Origin of the sequence: Micromonospora sp. NPDC049580, from assembly GCF_040675595.1 — a bacterium.
GTDB lineage: Bacteria > Actinomycetota > Actinomycetes > Mycobacteriales > Micromonosporaceae > Micromonospora.
This window is the reverse complement of sequence record NZ_JBFAPG010000076.1, coordinates 1-17,999: the sequence shown is the minus strand read 5'-3', so window position 1 is coordinate 17,999 and position 17,999 is coordinate 1. Positions and strand designations below refer to the sequence as shown.

15 protein-coding genes are annotated in these 17,999 nt (G+C 71.4%); 7 read left to right on the top strand and 8 right to left on the bottom strand.

Annotated features, from left to right (window positions below; genetic code table 11):
* On the bottom strand, positions 1-488 hold a 488-nt coding region (locus AB0J68_RS09610; RefSeq protein WP_363937528.1), incomplete at its 3' end, for a BadF/BadG/BcrA/BcrD ATPase family protein.
* Between the two features lie 205 nt (positions 489-693).
* Between AB0J68_RS09610 and AB0J68_RS09605 the strand changes: the two genes are divergently transcribed.
* From AB0J68_RS09605 to AB0J68_RS09585, 5 genes are read left to right on the top strand one after another with little or no spacing between them, the layout of a single operon-like run.
* Positions 694-1,647, top strand: a complete 954-nt coding sequence (locus AB0J68_RS09605; RefSeq protein WP_354858390.1) for a MurR/RpiR family transcriptional regulator — start codon at positions 694-696, stop codon at positions 1,645-1,647.
* Positions 1,644-2,393 carry an SIS domain-containing protein gene (locus AB0J68_RS09600; protein WP_354858387.1) on the top strand — a complete coding sequence of 250 codons (750 nt, stop codon included), beginning with the start codon at positions 1,644-1,646 and terminating at the stop codon, positions 2,391-2,393. Before AB0J68_RS09605 ends, AB0J68_RS09600 begins: the two co-directional genes overlap by 4 nt.
* Positions 2,394-2,419: 26 nt before the next feature.
* Complete coding sequence (gene ngcE / locus AB0J68_RS09595) at positions 2,420-3,859, top strand: N-acetylglucosamine/diacetylchitobiose ABC transporter substrate-binding protein (protein WP_354858384.1); 1,440 nt, start codon at positions 2,420-2,422, stop codon at positions 3,857-3,859.
* An 18-nt stretch (positions 3,860-3,877) separates the two neighbouring features.
* Positions 3,878-4,786, top strand: coding sequence for a sugar ABC transporter permease (locus tag AB0J68_RS09590; RefSeq protein ID WP_354858382.1), 909 nt, complete (start codon positions 3,878-3,880; stop codon positions 4,784-4,786).
* On the top strand, positions 4,786-5,712 hold the full coding sequence (locus AB0J68_RS09585; RefSeq protein WP_354858380.1) for a carbohydrate ABC transporter permease: 927 nt from the start codon (positions 4,786-4,788) through the stop codon (positions 5,710-5,712). Before AB0J68_RS09590 ends, AB0J68_RS09585 begins: the two co-directional genes overlap by 1 nt.
* 4 nt (positions 5,713-5,716) lie before the next feature.
* On the opposite strand, the gene AB0J68_RS09580 is transcribed toward AB0J68_RS09585, so the two are convergent.
* Both AB0J68_RS09580 and AB0J68_RS09575 read right to left on the bottom strand, forming a co-directional pair.
* Positions 5,717-7,420, bottom strand: coding sequence for an ABC transporter ATP-binding protein (locus tag AB0J68_RS09580; RefSeq protein WP_363937536.1), 1,704 nt, complete (start codon positions 7,418-7,420; stop codon positions 5,717-5,719).
* A 50-nt stretch (positions 7,421-7,470) separates the two neighbouring features.
* A complete protein-coding gene (locus tag AB0J68_RS09575) occupies positions 7,471-9,204 on the bottom strand; it encodes an ABC transporter ATP-binding protein (protein WP_363937533.1) in 1,734 nt (577 codons plus the stop codon).
* 99 nt (positions 9,205-9,303) lie between these two features.
* Between AB0J68_RS09575 and AB0J68_RS09570 the strand changes: the two genes are divergently transcribed.
* Together AB0J68_RS09570 and AB0J68_RS09565 are read left to right on the top strand one after the other, a co-directional pair.
* Positions 9,304-11,013, top strand: a complete 1,710-nt coding sequence (locus tag AB0J68_RS09570; protein ID WP_363937530.1) for a bifunctional 3'-5' exonuclease/DNA polymerase — start codon at positions 9,304-9,306, stop codon at positions 11,011-11,013.
* A gap of 371 nt (positions 11,014-11,384) precedes the next feature.
* On the top strand, positions 11,385-11,978 hold the full coding sequence (locus tag AB0J68_RS09565) for an NTP transferase domain-containing protein (RefSeq protein WP_354858441.1): 594 nt from the start codon (positions 11,385-11,387) through the stop codon (positions 11,976-11,978).
* Positions 11,979-12,136: 158 nt separating this feature from the next.
* Here the strand turns inward: AB0J68_RS09565 and AB0J68_RS09560 are convergent, their stop codons facing one another.
* The 5 genes from AB0J68_RS09560 to AB0J68_RS09540 form a co-directional block, all read right to left on the bottom strand.
* On the bottom strand, positions 12,137-12,514 hold the full coding sequence (locus AB0J68_RS09560; protein WP_354858377.1) for a hypothetical protein: 378 nt from the start codon (positions 12,512-12,514) through the stop codon (positions 12,137-12,139).
* Between the two features lie 111 nt (positions 12,515-12,625).
* Complete coding sequence (locus tag AB0J68_RS09555; protein WP_363937522.1) at positions 12,626-14,035, bottom strand: GH1 family beta-glucosidase; 1,410 nt, start codon at positions 14,033-14,035, stop codon at positions 12,626-12,628.
* Entirely contained in the window at positions 14,032-16,272 is a 2,241-nt protein-coding gene (gene yicI / locus AB0J68_RS09550) for an alpha-xylosidase (protein WP_363937520.1), read from the bottom strand. Before yicI ends, AB0J68_RS09555 begins: the two co-directional genes overlap by 4 nt.
* Positions 16,269-17,150 carry a carbohydrate ABC transporter permease gene (locus tag AB0J68_RS09545; RefSeq protein ID WP_354858371.1) on the bottom strand — a complete coding sequence of 294 codons (882 nt, stop codon included), beginning with the start codon at positions 17,148-17,150 and terminating at the stop codon, positions 16,269-16,271. Before AB0J68_RS09545 ends, yicI begins: the two co-directional genes overlap by 4 nt.
* 1 nt (position 17,151) lies before the next feature.
* On the bottom strand, positions 17,152-17,999 hold an 848-nt coding region (locus AB0J68_RS09540; protein WP_363937517.1), incomplete at its 5' end, for a sugar ABC transporter permease.

The following is a 17,999-nucleotide window of genomic DNA, read 5'->3' as shown; positions in this document are numbered from 1 at the left end:
TCGCGGCCGAGCCAGAAGCCCGACCCGGCGTCGCCGAGCAGCCAGCCGTGGCCGTCGGCGGTCCGGTCGAGTCGCAGGTCGACGACCTGCGCGGTGATCGCGCCGGTGCCGGCGATGAGCACCGTCCCGTCCGGCTCGGCGGTGCCGGAGGCGTAGGCGACCAGAGCGTCGCCGTATACGGCGTACGGGCAGCGCAGGCCGGCGTCGTGCCAGGCCCGGTCGAAGGCGGCCCGTCCGGCAGGGTCGGCGAGCAGCCGGGCTGCGCCGGCCAGCCCGATGGTGCCGGCGGCCACCCGGCTCGGGTCGACGTCGGCGAGCGCGGCGCGCAGCGCGGTCGACAGTTCGGCGGCGGCCCGTTCGGCGCCGTGGCTGGTGGGGTTGCCGCCGCCGGCTCGGCCGGTGCCGAGGCGTTCGCCGGCGAGGGTCAGGGCGGTCGCCCGGGTGGACGTACCCCCGACGTCGAGACCGACCACGACGGTGTCGGACATCGGCACGGGCCTCCTTGCGCTGCGCGGTGCTGGGCCTGTTCATGCTGGTCGGCACCGCTGCGGAGGGCAACTTCGGGCCGGCGCGGGAGGCTGTGCGCCAGGTAACAGTTTGAAAACTTCGCCCACAGTCTTGACACAGAGGGCCGTTCAGTAAGAACTTTTACCACTAACAGTTAACAGTCTTTTCGGAAAGGTGAGGCGACCCATGGTTGATCACGAGGTGGACACCGTCGCGGGGACCGCGGTGGTCGACGCCCACGTGACCGACCGGAGGAACTCACCCTCCGACGGGGTGCTGGCCCGGGTGCGCAACGGGCTCGCCGAGCTGACCGGCGCGCTGCGCCGCGTCGCCGAGCACGTCCTCAGCGACCCGGAGGCCGCCGCGCGCTCCACCATTGTGGAGCTTGCCGAGCGCAGTGGCACCTCGCCGGCCACCATCACCCGCTTCTGCCGGGCGATGGGCTTCGAGGGGTACGCCGACCTGCGGCTGGGCATCGCCGCTGAGACCGGCCGGGCCCGCCTGGCCGGCTGGACCGTCGACATCGGCCGCGAGATCCAGCCCACCGACCCCCTCGCGCGGGTGCTCGACCAGATCATGGCGGCCGACACCCGGGCCATGCACGACACCGCCGCGCTGCTCGACCTCGGCGAGGTGGAACGCGCCGCGGTGGCCATCGCCGGCGCCAGCCGGGTGAACATCTTCGGCGCCAGCGGCAGCGCCCTGGTCGGCGAGGAGATGCAGTTCAGCCTGCACCGTATCGGGGTGGCCGCCTGGGCCTGGAGCGACGTGCACGAGGGGCTGGCCAGCGCCGCGCTGCTCGGCGTCGGCGACGTCGCGCTCGGCATCTCGCACACCGGCCAGACCCGGGAGACGATCGAGATGCTCGCCGAGGCGGGCAGCCGGGGCGCCACCACTCTCGCCCTCACCGGCTTTCCCCGCTCACCGCTGGCCGAACTGGCCGACATCGTGCTGCTCACCGCCAGTCAGGCCACCACCTTCCGGCCGGACGCCCTCTCCGCCCGCCACCCGCAACTGGTGGTGCTCGACCTGCTCTACATCGCCGTCGCCCAGCGCACCCACGACCGCGCCCACGCGGCCTTCCGGCGCACCGCGCAGGCCGTCGACGGGCACAAGGCCGCGAAAGGGGCCCTCTCATGATCAGTGCCCAGGGGTACGCGGACGCCGTCCGCCCGGTGCTCGACCGCCTGCTCGACTCGGAGGCCGACGGGATCACCCGGGCCGCCGACCTGATCGCCGACAGCCTGCGCGCCGGCGGCGTGCTCCAGGCGTTCGGCGCCGGGCACTCCGAGGCGTTCGCCGCCGAGCTGGTCGCCCGCGCCGGTGGGCTGGTCCCCACCAACCGGCTCTCGGTACGGGACCTGGTGGTGCACGGCGACGCCCCGCGCGACGTGCTCGCCGACCCCAAGCTGGAACGCGACCCCTCCATCGCCCACCAGATCTACGCGCTCGCGGCGCCCCAGCCGCGCGACGTGTTCGTGGTGGCGTCCCAGTCCGGCATCAACGGCTCGGTGGTCGAGCTGGCGGCGCTGGTCACCGAGCGCGGTCACCCGTTGATCGCGGTCACCTCGGTCGAGCACACCGCGCGGGTGGCGCCACGGCACCCGTCCGGTCAACGGCTCGCCGACCTCGCCGACGTCGTGCTGGACAACGGCGCGCCGTACGGTGACGCACTGCTGCCGCTCGAGGGCGGCGGCGCGGTCTGTGCGGTCTCCTCGGTCACCACCGCGCTGCTGGCGCAGTTGCTGACCGCTGAGGTCGTACGACGGTTCCATCAGGCCGGGGAGGTACCCCCTATCTACCTCTCCGCCAACGTCCCCGGCGGGGACGAGCACAACAACGCCCTCGAGTCGCGGTACGCCGGGCGTCTCCGGCGCACCGCCTGACCCGAATTCCACAAGGAGAGACGACGATGTCGATTACCCCCGAGCACCCGGCCGCACTCGACCGTCGCACGGTGCTGCGTCGCGCCGCCGCCGTGGGCATGCTCGCCACTCCGGCCATCGGCCTGCTCAGCGCCTGCGCGACGAGCAGCGGCGGTGACAAGGACAACGAGAAGGCCGCCGAAGGCACCAAGAGCGCGACCAACCCGCTGGGCGTCAAGGAGGACGCCCCCATCGAGGTGATCATCTTCAACGGCGGCTACGGCGAGAAGTACGCCACCGACGTGCACGAGCCGCTCTACAAGAAGGCGTTCCCCAAGGCGGAGATCAAGCACCAGTCCACGCAGGCCATCTCCACCGTGCTCCAGCCGCGGTTCGCGTCCGGCAACCCGCCGGAGTTCGTGAACAACTCGGGCGAGAAGCTGATGGACTTCGGCGCGCTGGTCGCCGACGGTCAGCTCCAGGACCTCACCGAGCTGTGGGACGCCCCGTCGGTCGACGACCCGGCCAAGAAGGTCCGCGACACCGTGGTGCCGGGCACCGTCGAGGCGGGCTCGTTCAACGGCAAGCCGTACGTGCTGTACTACGTCTCCACCGTCTTCGGCATCTGGTACTCGGCCAAGCTGTTCAAGGACAACGGCTGGGCGCCGGCGAAGACCTGGGACGACTTCATCAAGCTGCTCACCGCCATCAAGGCCAAGGGCATCACGCCGTACGGCTACGCCGGGGCGAACGCGGCGTACTACCAGTGGAACGTGATCCTCACCCAGGCCGCCAAGATCGGTGGCGTGGAGGTGCTGAAGAACATCGACAACCTGGAGGACGGCGCCTGGAAGCAGGACGCGGTCAAGCAGGCGGCCACGGCGTGGGCCGAGGTCGGGGCGAAGTTCAGCGACAAGAGCTTCGAGGGGCTCAAGCACACCGACGTGCAGCTGCGGCAGAACCAGTACAAGGTGGCCCTGTACCCCAGCGGTGACTGGCTGGAGGGCGAGCAGAAGCAGGACACCCCGGCCGGCTTCGACTACCAGCTCATGCCGGTGCCGAGCCTCACCGCGTCGGACAAGCTGCCGGCCACCGCGCTGCGGGCCACCGCGGGCGAGGGCTACTTCGTCTCGGCGAAGAGCAAGAACCCCAAGGGCGGCCTGGAGTACATGCGCCAGATGCTGTCCACGGCGGGCGCGAAGGGCTTCACCGAGGTGGTCAAGGCCCCGACCGTGGTCACCGCCGGCTCGGAGGGCTTCGCCTTCCCGCCCGGTGTGGCCAGCTCGCAGGCCGCGCTCAAGGCGGCCGGGCAGGACGTGTTCAACCTGTACTTCGACGGCTGGTACAAGGAGCTCGACACCGAGGCGCGCAGCGCCACGAACGAGCTGATGTTCGGCCGGATCAACGCGGACGCCTTCGTGGAGCGGATCCAGAAGCGCGCCGACGCGATCAAGAAGGACAGCTCGGTCGCCAAGTTCAAGCGCTGATCGATCGGAGCTAGGGTCATGCGGCACGGCAAGTATCCATTCGTGATCGGGTTCCTGTTCGCCCCGGTCGCGCTGTACGTGACATTCGTGATCTGGCCGTACGCCCAGGCGTTCCAGATCTCGATGACCAACTGGCGAGGGCTCTCCGCCCCGCAGTGGGTGGGCTTCGACAACTACCGGAAGCTGCTCGACGACGGCGCCTTCTGGAAGGCGGTCCAGCACCACGGCGTACTGCTGCTTGCCCTGCCGCTGATCACCATCGCCATCGCATTGTTCTTCGCCTTCCTGCTCAACGTGGGTGGCAAGAGCAGTGGCGGGCAACGCCAGGGGGTCTGGGGGGCGAAGTTCTACCGGGTGGTGTTCTTCTTCCCCCAGGTCCTGGCGGTGGCGATCATCGCGGTGCTGTTCCAGATGGTCTACCGGCCGAACGAGTCGGGTCTGATCAACGGCGTGCTGATGAAGCTCGGCCTGGATCCGATCCTCTTCCTGGTCAAGCCGAACCTGGCCCTCTGGTCGATCCTCGCGGTGCTGGTCTGGCAGGCCGTCGGCTTCTACGTGGTGCTCTTCTCGGCCGGGATGGCCTCCATCCCGGGCGAGATCTACGAGGCCGCGGAGATGGACGGGGCGAGCAGGGTGACCCTGTTCTTCCGGGTCACCCTGCCGCTGCTCTGGGACACCCTCCAGGTCGCGTGGGTCTATCTGGGCATCGCGGCGTTCGACGCGTTCGCCATCGTGGCCGTGCTCTCGGTCGACGGTGGTGGCCCGGACGGCGCCACCACCGTGCTGGCCATGGAGATCTACCGCAACGCGTTCGTCTACTCGAAGTACGGTTACGCCTCCGCAATGGGCGTGGCGCTGTTCTTCCTCACCCTCACGTTCGCGGCGCTGACGCTGCGGCTCACCAAGCGGGAAAGCGTGGAGTACTGATGAACCCGCAGTCGACGCTGCCGCCGACGCCGGCGGCCCTACCGCCGAAGACCGGCGACCCGTCGCCCTCCGGCCGACGCGGCAAGGGCCCCCGCTCGGAGGTGCGGCTCTTCGCCGGCCTGGGACACATCGCGCTCGCCGTGTGGGCGGTGATCGTGATCGTGCCGATCCTCTGGACCTTCCTCGCCGCATTCAAGAACACCAGCGAGATCTTCAGCAGCCCGTGGACGCTCCCGGCGGAGCTGCGGTGGGAGAACTTCGGCCGGGCGTGGACCAAGGCGCACGTCGGCCGGTACTTCCTCAACAGCGTCCTCGTGGTCTCGTGCAGCACCTTCGGCACCATGCTGCTCGGCTCGATGGCGGCGTACGTGCTGGCGCGGTACCGGTTCTGGGGCAACCGGGCGATCTACTACCTGTTCGTCTCGGGGCTGGCGTTCCCGGTCTTCCTGGCCCTGGTGCCGCTCTTCTTCGTGGTGAAGCAGTTGGGCATGCTGGACACCTACCAGGGCGTGGTGCTGGTCTACATCGCGTACTCGCTGCCGTTCACGATCTTCTTCCTGGCCGCGTTCTTCAAGACGCTGCCGAGTTCGGTGGCCGAGGCGGGGATGATCGACGGCTGCGGGCACACCCGGCTGTTCTTCAAGGTCATGATGCCGATGGCGAAGCCGGGTCTGATCAGCGTGGCGATCTTCAACATCATCGGGCAGTGGGCGCAGTACCAGCTCCCGTTGGTGCTGCTCTCCAACGCCAAGGACAAGTGGGTGCTCACCCAGGGCATCGCCGACATCTCGGTCAACGCCGGCTACGAGGCGGACTGGTCCGGGTTGTTCGCCGCGCTGACCATCGCCATCCTCCCGATGATCATCGTGTACGCGGTCTTCCAGCGTCAGATCCAGGCCGGCCTCACCTCCGGCGCGGTCAAGTAGGCCGTCACCTCTGGCGCTCGTCGGCGTGGGCGTGGGCGTGCCACGAGCGCCAGAGGGCGGCGTACGCCCCGCCGGCCGCGACGAGGTCGTCGTGACTGCCGATCTCGGTGATCCGGCCGTCCGCCAGGACGGCCACCCGGTCGGCGTCGTGGGCGGTGTTGAGCCGGTGCGCGATGGCGATGACGGTCCGCCCGACGAGCACGGCGGCCAGGGCCCGCTCGGTCCGCCGAGCGGTGCTCGGGTCGAGCGCCGCGGTCGCCTCGTCCAGGATCAGCGTGTGCGGGTCGGCGAGCAGCAGGCGGGCCAGCGCCAGTTGCTGGGCCTCGGCCGCGCCGAGCTGCCGGGCGCCGTCGCCGAGCGCGGTGTCCAGACCCTCGGGTAGCTCGTCGTACCAGTCGGCGCCCACAGTGGCCAGCGCGGCGCGCATCTGCTCGTCCGAGGCGTCCGGCGCGGCGAACGCGAGGTTGTCGCGTACCGAGCCGATGAAGACGTGGTGCTCCTGGGTGACCAGGGCGATCCGCCGCCGGCGTTCGGCCGGGTCCAGGTCGGTGACCGGGCAGCCGCCGATGCTGACGACGCCCCGCCGTGGCGCGTCGATGCCGGCCAGCAGTCGGGCCAGGGTCGACTTGCCGGCGCCCGACGGGCCGACGACGGCCAGCCGTTCGCCGGGCCGCACCTCCAGGTCGATGCCGTGCAGCACGTCGTGCCCGTCGGCGTACGAGAACCGCGCCTCGCGCACGACGAGCCGCTCACCCCGCGAGGTGGCCGTGGTCCCCGGCGGCTCCGGTGGGACCAGCCCGACGCCGAGCACCCGGGCGTACGACGCGAAGCCGCGCTGCGCCTGCTCCGTCCACTGCAACAGCCGGTCCAGCGGGTCGATGGCCTGCTGGAGGTAGAGCGCGGCGGCGACCACCGCGCCGAGCGAGACCCGGTCGGCGGCGAACAGGTAGCCGCCGACGAGCAGGACCATGGCGACGGGCAGCGGATAGCTGGCCTCCACGACCGAGAAGAACACGGTCCGCAGCGCGAGGGTCGCCCGGCGGGCCTGCCACACCCGGGTGACGCGGGTGGTGCCGTGCCGGATCCGGTCGTCGGCCAGCCGCAGCGCCTCGACCGTGCGGGCCCCCTCGGCGGTGGTGGTCAACGCCTCGGTCAACTCGGCCGCCTGGGCACCCTCGGTGAGGTACGCGGAGCTGGCCCGACGCAGGTACCACCGGGTCACCGCCACGATCGACGGCAGCCCGGCCAGCGCCGCGACCCCGAGCAGTGGATGCAGCAGGAAGACCGCCCCGAACAGCAACGTCAACTGCACCGAGGCGATGACGATGGTGGGCACCACGTCCCGGACGGTGGTCCCGACCGTCGCCACGTCGACCGAGCTGCGAGTGGCCAGGTCCCCGGAGCCGGCGCGCTCGACGACCGAGACCGGTAGCCCGAGGGTCCGGGAGACGAACTCCTCGCGCAGCTCGGCGACGGCCCGTTCACCGAAGCGGTGGCCGGCGTACTGGGCGTAGCGGGAGAGCAGGGCGCTGACCAGGACACAGCCGGCGATCGCCAGTGCCAGCCGGTCCACTGTGGCCACGCCGGCGCCGGCGGTGACCCGGTCGACGATGGCGCCCAGCAGCCAGGGCGGGGCGAGGCCGGCGACCGCGGCGGCGCTGTGCAGCGCCAGCACGACGCCGACGGCCCGGCGATGCCTGCTGATCATGTACCGGAGGGCACGGCGTACGGTGCCGCGGTCCGCGATCGGCAGCCGGGTCACCGGTACGCCTCCTCGGCGTCGGCGGGCCGCTCGGCCACCGGATCGTCGCTGCCCCGGGCCACCAGGTGCCGGTAGCCCGGGTCGTGGTCGAGCAGGTTCTCGTGGCTGCCGGTGGCGGTGATCCGGCCTCCGCTCAGGTGCGCGACCACATCGGCGCGGCCGAGCAGCAGCGGCGACGTGGCGAGCACCACGGTGGTCAGCCCCGCCCGAGCGGTCCGCAGCCGCTCGGCGATGCGCGCCTCGGTGTGCGCGTCCACGGCCGAGGTCGGGTCCACGAGGATCAGCACCTCCGGCTCGGCGAGCAGCGCCCGGGCCAGGCGTACCCGTTGGCGTTGCCCGCCGGAGAGCGTCCGGGCCCGGGCGTCCAGCGGGGTGTCCAGCCCGGCCGGGAGGGCGTCGACGATGTCGTCGGCCGACGCGGTCCGCAGGGCGGCGCCGAGCCGTTCGTCGCCGACCCCGGGGCGCAGCACGTCACGCAGTGTCCCAGCGAAGAGGTACGATTCGTGGTCGGCGACCAGGATCCGGGCACGGACCTCGTCCAGGGCGACCCGGGTCAGCGGGAGGCCACCCCAGGTGGTGTCGCTGACGACGTACCGGCCCAGCCGGTCGGCCAGCGCCACGGCGGCCGCCGGGTCGTCGGCGGCCACCGCGGTCAGCCGGCCGGCGCGTACGGTCAGCCCGGTCACCGGGTCGTGCAGGTCGGCGGGGCCGGTGGGCGCCGCCGCGGCGTGCGGGTGACGCGCGTCGGGAACGGCCGACGGCCACCGGCGACCCGGCCCGCCGACGTCGTCCGGGGTGAGCCGGAGCAGGTCGGTGATCCGCCGGGCGGCGACCCGACCCCGGATCAGCTGGTGGCTGCCCTCCAGGAGGAACCAGACCGGCACGATCAGGCTCGCGACGATGCCGTAGACGGCGACGAGTTCACCGACGCTGACGGTGCCGCTGACCACCATCCGGGCCGTCAGCCACACCACCGCCGCCAGGAACAGGCCGGGGATGGCGACTGTCGCCGCGTCGATCCAGCTGATGACCGCGCCGACGCGGTAGCCCTCGGCGCGCAGGTCCGCAGAGCGGGCCGCGTACCGTCGGGCGAAGAGATCCCGGCCGCCCACCCCGGCCAGCACACGCAGCCCGGCCACGATGTCGCCGGACCGGGCGGTGAGCGCGCCCTGCTGCCTCCGGTAGATCGACTCCGCCCGTTCCAGTCGGCGCAGCAGCGGCCCGACGACCAGCGCGACCGCCGGCATACCCACCAGCACGCAGAGCGCGAGCAGCGGGGAGATCGACCAGAGCACCACGGCGATGACCCCGTACGCGACGATCGCGCCGACCCCCGGCCCGGTCAGTGTCAGCACCTGCGCCGACCAGTCGATGTCGGAACCGCCCACGGTGGCGACCTCACCGGCGGCGGAACGGCGGGGCAGCGCCGCGCCGACCCGGGACAGTTGGCGCAGCAGCACCTCCGCCGAGCGGGCCTTGGCGTCCTCCCGGATGAAGGTCATCGTGCGGTGTCGCATGATGCCCAGGTACGACAACGCCACCCCCGCCACGACGATCGCCACGACCCACAGGGCCAGGGCGCGGCTGTCGCGGGCGCGCAGGCCGTCGTCGACGGCGCGGGCGATCAGGTAGGGCCGGGCCGAGAGCCCGACCATCCAGGCCGTGCCGAGCAGGCTGCCGCGCAGCACCCGCCAGGGCTGGCATCGGACCAGCCACCACAGGTACCGCATCGGACCGCGGGTGTCGGGGGTGCCGGGGTCGGAGTGTGGGATCTGGGGAGGCACCTGGCCACGCTATCGAGCACCGGGCCGGCGCACCGACCCGTTTTCCTGTCGGAGGGGGAAGGCAGAATCACATTCGTGCTGGTGGCGGTGGTGGCGGGCGAACGCGGTGGGGGAGAGCTGCGTCCGCTCGACGCCGCCGGCCGACCCGTCGGCCCGATCGAGACCGTCAGCGACCTCGCGGCCGCGATGGCCGCACGGGAGGCGGCCGAGCACCCACGGTGGGTCTGGGCCACCGCGGGCGCGATCTACCCGGCGCTGCTGCGGGCCGGGGTGCGCGTCGAGCGGTGCCACGACGTGGAGTTGACCGAGGCCCTGTTGCTCGGGCAGGCCGGCCGTTGGGGTGAGCCCCGCTCGCTGGCCGCCGCCTGGGCCCGCCTGACCGGCGCTCCGGTGCCGGCCGACCCGCCGCCGCGCGCCGCCGCGCCGCCCGGGCACGGCCAGGGCGCGCTCTTCGACACGCTGCCCGGTCCGCCGGGGCCGGGCATCGAGGCACTGACCCGGGTGTACGCCGACCAGCTCGCCCGGGTCGCCACCACCGAGCACCCGGGCCGGTTCCGGCTGCTGGTGGCCGCCGAGTCGGCCGGCGCGTTGATCGCGGTGGAGATGGGCGTCGCCGGGCTGCCCTGGCGGGCCGAGGTGCACGACGCGATCCTCGCCGAGCTGCTGGGGGAGCCGTCCCCGGTCGGCGGGCCGCCGCGCCGGTTGGCCGAGTTGGCGGCCCTGATCGCCGACGCGTTCGGCGTCCGCCAGCTGCACGCCGACTCCCCGGCCGAGCTGCTCAAGGCGTTCGCCCGGGCCGGGGTGGAGCTGCCCAACACCCGGGCCTGGGTGTTGCGCGGGGTGGACCATCCGGCGGTGCCCCTGGTGCTGGAATACAAGGAGCTGTACCGGATCTGGACGGCGCACGGCTGGTCCTGGCGTGAGCAGTGGGTGCGCGACGGGCGGTTCCAGCCGGAGTACGTGCCGGGCGGGGTGGTCTCCGGCCGCTGGGCGACCCGGGGCGGTGGCGCGTTGCAGATCCCCAAGGTGATCCGCCGGGCGGTGGTGGCCGACCCGGGCTGGCGGCTGGTGGTCGCCGACGCCGGCCAGTTGGAGCCCCGCGTCCTGGCGGCGGTCTCCGGCGACGCGCGGCTGGCGGCGGCGGGCGGCGCCGGTGACCTGTACGCCGCGCTCGCCCGGGACTCGTTCGGTGGTGACCGTCCCCGGGCCAAGGTGGCCCTGCTCGGGGCCATGTACGGGCAGACCGGCGGTGCGGCGGTGCCCGCGCTGGCGGTGCTCAAACGCAGCTACCCGACGGCGTTCGGCTACGTCGAGGCGGCGGCGCGCACCGGTGAGGCGGGCGGGTTGGTGCGCTCGTGGCTGGGGCGCACCTGCCCACCCGGCTCGGTCGGCCTCGGTGACCCCGACGAGGGGCCGACCGATCCGGACGCCGCGGCCGATCGGCAGAGTCCTCGGGCGCGAGCCGCCCGGTCCCGGGGGCGCTTCACCCGCAACTTCGTCATCCAGGCCACCGCCGCGGAGTGGGCCTCGACGCTGCTGGCCACACTGCGCACCGAGTTGTCCGGCACCGACGCCGAGCTGGTCTTCTTCCAGCACGACGAGGTGATGGCGCACTGTCCGGCCGAGCAGGCCGAGGCCGTGGCGGCGGCGGTGAGCCGGGCGGGTGAGCGGGCCACCGCGCTGCTGTTCGGTGACACCCCGGTGCGCTTTCCCCTGGATCTGTGCATCGTCGACTGCTACGCCGACGCGGCCTGACCGGCTCGCACTGCGTGGCCGGTTCGGCGAGCGTGGCCGGTTCGGCGGAGGTCATCGCGCGCGATGATCAACTCCACATCGCCGACGTAGCGGCATCCAGGCACCTGAATGCCCCCAGGTGGACGACGTGGAGTCGATCGTCCACCCGGGGGTGCGCCCGTCGGTCGCCGGGCCGTCCGGTGCTGCGGCGGTCGCGGAGTACGCCATCGCAGGCCTCGCCGTCGGTGGTCCGGTGCGTAACGGTTGCACTATTTTCCCTTTTCGCCCCGCCACTCATGCGCGGCCCTCCTCGTTGCAGTGTCCGTAGGAGGGGGTCGGCCGTCACGGTCGATCCCGTGCTTGAGGGGGCGCAGCTGAACCGGATCGCAGGAATGATCATCGCCGCAGGTGGGGGACGCCGCATCGGCGGTCCCGAGGCGCTGCTGCACCAGGGAGAAAAGCCCCTGGTCAACCAGATGATCGACACGATGACCGAGGCGGGCTGCGAGCAGATCGTGGTCGTGCTGGGGGCCGCCGCGGACCAGGTCCGGGAGACCACCGACCTGGGCAAGGCGACCGTTGTGATCAACAAGGCGTGGGGCACCGGGGTCGGCTCGTCCATCCGCGCCGGTCTGGCCGCCATGGACGACGCGGGGATCGAGGCGGTGGTGGTGGTGCCCGTCGACATGCCGGGCCTGACCGCCGCGGCGGTCCGCCGGGTGGCCGCGCTGCCGTACCCGGATGTGCTGGTCTGCGCCACCTACGACGGGCTGCGCGGGTACCCGATGCTGTTCGGCCGCCGGCACTGGCCCGGCATCGCGACCCTGGCCAGCGCCGACGTGGGGGCCCGGCCGTACCTGTTGGCGCACAAGGACCAGATCGTCGACATCGCCTGCGACTCGGTGGCCGACGGCAGCCGGGTCGACAGCCCGGAGCTGATGGCGCTCTACGGGCTCACCGTCCCGCCGCAGCGCGTCGGCGTCTAACAGATCACCACCCCGCCCCGCGCCGATCTTGTAGTTTCGGTTGTTGGAATGCGTTGAATGGGCAGAGTCGGCGCTGCCAGCGACAACGCCGCCATGGAATCCTTCTTCGGACTTCTGCCGAACAACGGAGCAATTGTCAAGACCTGTGGATGGATTGCTCAGGGGACGTAGACGAGGTGCACGCGGTAGCGGTATCCGGGCCCGTGCTCGAAGACGTGGACATCGAGGACCAGGTCGCTCCTGCCTTCTTCTTCGGTCCAGAGGTCGACCAAGCAGCGCCAGTGATCGCCGTACCACAGTGCAACGGACGTGTTCCAGGATTCGTCTGGTGGGGTGATCAGCGTGACCGCGCCGTAGTCGTCGACCGCCTGGAGGCATTGTTGCGAGATTTCGGGCGGAACTGGCTCTACTGACGGCAGAGCTGCGCCGATAACGGCGTCTCGTCGCACCAGCGAGTCCACGACCGCCTTGAGCGCCGGCCGCCAGACCTCTGGAATGGGAACCTCGAGCGAGGCATCCTTCACCGGATCGCCCACCTGTGCCTCCTCTGCGATGCCCACGGATGATTGAGTGATCTTGGTTAGGCTGCGGTACGGACCTTGGCTGGGGGCGTGCGGAGCCGGGGCGCGGCGTGGGGAGGCAAGCCGTTACTCCGCGGGCTGGTCCAGCTCGCCGGTGGCGGCCAGTCGCCGGTACCAGTGCGCGCTGTCCTTCCAGATGCGGTCCTGCGTGTCGTAGTCGACCCGGATGATCCCGAACCGGCGGTCGTAGCCGTAACCCCACTCGAAGTTGTCCAACAGCGACCAGACGAAGTAGCCCCGCACGTCCACGCCCTGCTCGCGGGCGTCCGCCACGGCGGAGATGTGCCGGCGCAGATAGTCGATCCGCCGGTCGTCGTGGATCCGGCCGTCGGCCGACACGGCGTCGTCGAAGGCCGCGCCGTTCTCGGTGATCATCAGCGGCTGCCCCGGGTACTCCCGGCCCAGCCGCAGCAGCAGCTCGGTCAGGGCCGGCGCGTCGATGTTCCAACCCATCGCCGTGTACGGGCCGGGCTGCGGCAGGAAGTCGACGTCGTCGGCGCCGACCCACGGCGAGTGTGCCGACGCGCCGTGACCGTCAGCGTCCGAGCGGGCCGAGTGCCCGTCCCAGGCGCGAACCAGGGTGCTGGAGTAGTAGTTCACGCCCAGCACGTCCAGGGGAACGGCGGCCACCTTCTCGTCGCCCTGGTGCACGAACGACCAGTCGGTGACGCCCGCCGTGTCGGCCAGCAGGTCGGCCGGGTACGCCCCGTTCAGCATCGGGCCGAGGAACGCCCGGTTGGCCAGCGCGTCGATGCGGCGGGCCGCGTCGACGTCCGCCGCCGAGTCCGACGCCGGGCGGATCACGTGCAGGTTCAGCGTCACCGACAGCTCTGCGGTCGGGGCCAATTCCCGGACCACCCGGCCGGCCAGGCCGTGCGCGAGGTTCAGATGGTGCACCGCCGCCAGCGCGGCCGCCGGCTCGGTCCGTCCCGGCGCGTGCACGCCCGAGCCGTAGCCCAGGTACGCCGAGCACCACGGCTCGTTCAGCGTGGTCCAGGTGTGCACCCGGTCACCGAGCGCGGCGACGATCCCCGACGCGTACTCCTCGAAGCGCAGCGCCGTGTCCCGCACCGGCCACCCACCGGCGTCCTCCAGCTCCTGCGGCAGGTCCCAGTGGTACATGGTGGCGACCGGGCGGACGCCGCGCTCCAGCAGGCCGTCGACCAGCCGGGAGTAGAAGTCCAGGCCGGCCTGGTTGAACCGGCCGGATCCGCCCGGCTGCACCCGCGGCCAGGAGATCGAGAAGCGGTACGCGCCCAGGCCCAGCTCGGCGATGTGGTCGAGGTCCTGCGGCCAGCGGTGGTAGTGGTCGGCGGCCACGTCACCGGTGTCGCCGTTCAGCGTCCGCCCCGGGGTGTGGCTGTAGGTGTCCCAGATGGACGGCCCTCGGCCGTCCTCGGTGGCCGCGCCCTCGATCTGGTACGCCGCCGTGGCCGAACCCCAGAGGAAGCTCTCCGGAAAGGTGCGTGCCGTCATCGTCCTGCTACCTCCGTCCCGGCGACCACGCAGTGGTACGCCGACGAGTCACCCGCCACCAGTTCCGCGGTGGCCACGCCGTCGCGGAAGCTCACCTCGAACTCCGCGCCCGGCCCCTCGCCGGGCGACGGAATCCGTACCCGTTGCCGTTGCCCCTCCGCCGGAGCGTAGAGGCGCAGTTGCACACCGTCCGCCCAGTCGTAGTCGGGCCGATCGGAGCGCGATCCGAACGGGATCACCGCGCCCGGCCGGGCGAGCACCGGCAGGCTGTCGAACTCGTGCTTCTCGGTCACCCAGGCCGGGCCGGTGAGCTGCGTGCCGGTCACCAGGTGCGTCCACGTGCCGGCGGGCACGTAGAAGGTGACCTGGCCGTCGGCGCTGAGCACCGGCGCGACCAGCACGTCGGAGCCGAGCATGTACTGCCGGTCCAGGTGCGCCGCGGCCGGGTCGTCCGGGAACTCCACGATCATCGGACGCATCATGGGGATCCCGTCGCGGTGCGCCTCCTGCGCGGCGGCGGCCAGGTACGGCATCAGGCTCAGCTTGAGCCGGGTGAAGTGCCGCAGCACGTCGACGGCCTCCTCGTCGTACGCCCACGGCACCCGGTACGAGCCGGAGCCGTGCAGCCGGGAGTGCGAGGAGAGCAGGCCGAAGGCGATCCACCGCTTGAAGACGGCCGGGTCGGGGGTGCCCTCGAAGCCGCCGATGTCGTGGCTCCAGTAGCCGAAACCGGACGACGCCAGGGACAGCCCGCCGCGCAGCGACTCGGCCATCGCGACGAACGTCGACTCGCAGTCGCCGCCCCAGTGCACCGGGAACTGCTGCCCGCCGGTGGTGGCCGAGCGGGCGAACACCACCGCCTCGCCCTCGCCCCGCTCGGTCTCCAGCAGCTCGAAGACGGCCTTGTTGTAGAGGTAGGAGTAGTAGTTGTGCATCCGCTGCGGATCCGAGCCGTCGTGCCACACCACGTCGGTCGGGATGCGCTCGCCGAAGTCGGTCTTGAAGCAGTCGACGCCCATGTCCAGCAGGACCTTGAGCTTGCCGGTGAACCAGCGGACCGCGTCCGGGTTGGTGAAGTCGACGAGCGCCATGCCGGCCTGCCACTTGTCCCACTGCCAGACCGACCCGTCCGGGTTGCGGACCAGGTAGCCGGCCTGGCGGCCCTCCTCGAAGAGGTACGAGCGCTGCGCGATGTACGGGTTGATCCAGACGCACACCTTCAGGTCGCGCTCGTGCAGCCGGCGCAGCATCCCCTCGGGGTCGGGGAAGGTCGCCGGGTCCCAGACGAAGTCGACCCAGTGGAACTGGCGCATCCAGAAGCAGTCGAAGTGGAACACCGACAGCGGCAGGTCCCGCTCGGCCATTCCGTCGACGAACTCGGTCACCGTCTTCTCGTCGTACGAGGTGGTGAACGACGTGGACAGCCACAACCCGTACGACCAGGCGGGCACCCGGGCCGGCCGGCCGGTCAGCGCCGTGTACCGGCGCAGCACGTCCTTGGGGGTGGGTCCGTCGATGACGTAGTAGGTGAGGGACTGGCCCTCGACGCTGAACTGGTTCTGCGCCACGACCTCCGAGCCGACCTCGAACGACACGTGCTCGGGATGGTCCACGAAGACCCCGTAGCCGGCGCTGCTCAGATAGAACGGCACGTTCTTGTACGCCTGCTCGCTGGCGGTGCCGCCGTCGGCGTTCCAGATGTCGACGGTCTGGCCGTTCTTCACGAACGGGCCGAATCGCTCGCCCAGCCCGTACACCGTCTCGCCGACGCCGAGGGCGAGCCGCTCGTGCACGTGCCGGCGGCCCTCGCCGTCGGTGACGATGCCGACGCTGCGCGCGGTGGAGGCGGTGATCAACCGGTCACCGTGCAGGAACTCGACCCGCCAGCCGTCGATGAGCGCCACCCGGGCGGTCAGTTCGCCGGTGGTCAGCGACGCGGTGATGCCGGTGATGTCGACGGTGACCGGGTGCGCGTCGTCGGTGGCCAACCCGAAGTGCGGCTCGCGGGGCAGTCCGCCGCTGTGGTGACCGATGGTCACCCCGACGACGCCGGGGGCGGGGGAGAAGAACCGGACGGTGACGACGGGCCGGTTGAGGGTGTCGCCCCGACCGGTGATCTGACCGGCCGGCGCGAAGACGGTGAAGCCGCGCTCGTCCGGCTCGACCGATTCCACTGTGCCGGGGCGCAGCACGCTGACCCCCGGGCGCAGTTGCCAGTACCCGTCGGTGAACTTCACTTCTCGGCTCCTGCCGTGATGCCGCGCGCCAGAGTGCGCTGGAAGATGAGGAAGAAGAGGATGGCCGGCACCAGGCTGATCAACGCGCCGGCGTTGGTCGTCGGGGCGTCCATCAGCCGGTCGCCCTGCAACGACGCCAGCGCGACCGGGATGGTCTGCGTCTGGTTGTCGATGAGCATGACCAGCGGGATGAGGAACTCGTTCCAGGTCCAGATGAAGAAGAAGATGAGGAGTACGGCGAGCGTGGGCCGCAGGTTGGGGAAGACCACCCGCCACAGCACCGTCCACTTGCCGGCGCCGTCGAGCGCGGCGGCCTCCAGCAGCGAGCGCGGGAACGTGCCCAGGACCGAGGCCAGCAGGTACGTGCCAAACGCGCTCTGGATCACCGTGAAGATGATGATCACCGAGAGCCGGGTGTTGTAGAGGCCGATCTCCTTCGCCACGTAGTACAGCGGGTAGATCAGCGCCTCCTGCGGCAGCATGTTGGCCAGCAGGAACAACCCGACGATCCACAGCCGGCCGCGGACCCGGCCGATGCCCAGGGCGTACGCGTTGAGCAGGGACACGACGACGCCGAGCACCGCCACGGAGCCGGCGATGAGCGCCGAGTTCCACAGCTTGAGGGGGAAGTTCACCTCGGTCCAGTACGTCCGCAGACCCTTGGTGTAGAACTCGCCCGGCCAGCTCAGCGGCCCGCCCGACGAATAGTCGCCGGGCGACTTGAACGCGTTGAGCAGCATGAACGCGAACGGCACCAGCATGACGAGCGCGCCGAGGGTGACTCCGACGAGCACGACCCAGCGGCTGACGCCGCGGTGGTGCCGGTCGCGGACGGGCCGGTGCACCGGTGTGGGCACCGGCGTGAGCGTCACGGCCATGTCAGAACCCCCGGTCCCGGCGCTCGCTGCGCGCCTGCATCCAGATGAAGACCACGGCCACCACGACGATGATCAGCGTGAGCACGGTGGAGATCGCGGAGCCGTAGCCGACCTGGAGTTTCTTGAAGAACGTGTAGTACGCGAAGTACGACGGCACGTTGGTGGCGTTCTCCGGGCCACCGCGGGTCAGCGCGAAGATCGGCCCGAACACCTTCAGCGCGGCGATGGTGCAGGTCAGGGCCACCACGAAGGTCTCCGGCCGGATCTGCGGGAGGGTGATCGCCCGGAAACGGTGCAGCCAGTTCGCGCCGTCGACCTCGGCCGCCTCGTACAGCTCCGGGTCGACCCGCTGCAACGCCGCCATGAAGACGACCACCGGGTAGCCGATCTGCACCCAGATCATCACCGCCATGACGGCCGGGAGGGCCGTGCCCGGGTCGCCGAGCCAGTCGTGGCGCAGCGCGCCGAGGCCGACCGCGTCGAGCAGGCTGTTGAACGCGCCGTCGGGGCGCAGGATCCAACCCCAGACGATGCCGGCCACCACCACGGGCAGCACCTGCGGCAGGTAGAACGCGGCCCGCAGCGCGGCGGCGGTACGCGGCTTGAACCGGCGCCCGATGACGTCGAAGAGCACCGAGGCGAGCAGCAGCCCGAGCAGGGTGGGCACCACCACCATCGCGACGATCATCGCCACGGTGTTGCGGAACGATGCCCAGAACACCTCGTCGTGCAGCAGGCGCTGGTAGTTGTCGAACCCCACGAAGGTGGGGTCGCCGATGCCCGACCACTTGGTCAGCGAGAGATAACCGGTGCCGACCAGGGGCGCGCCGATGACCAGGACGAACAGCA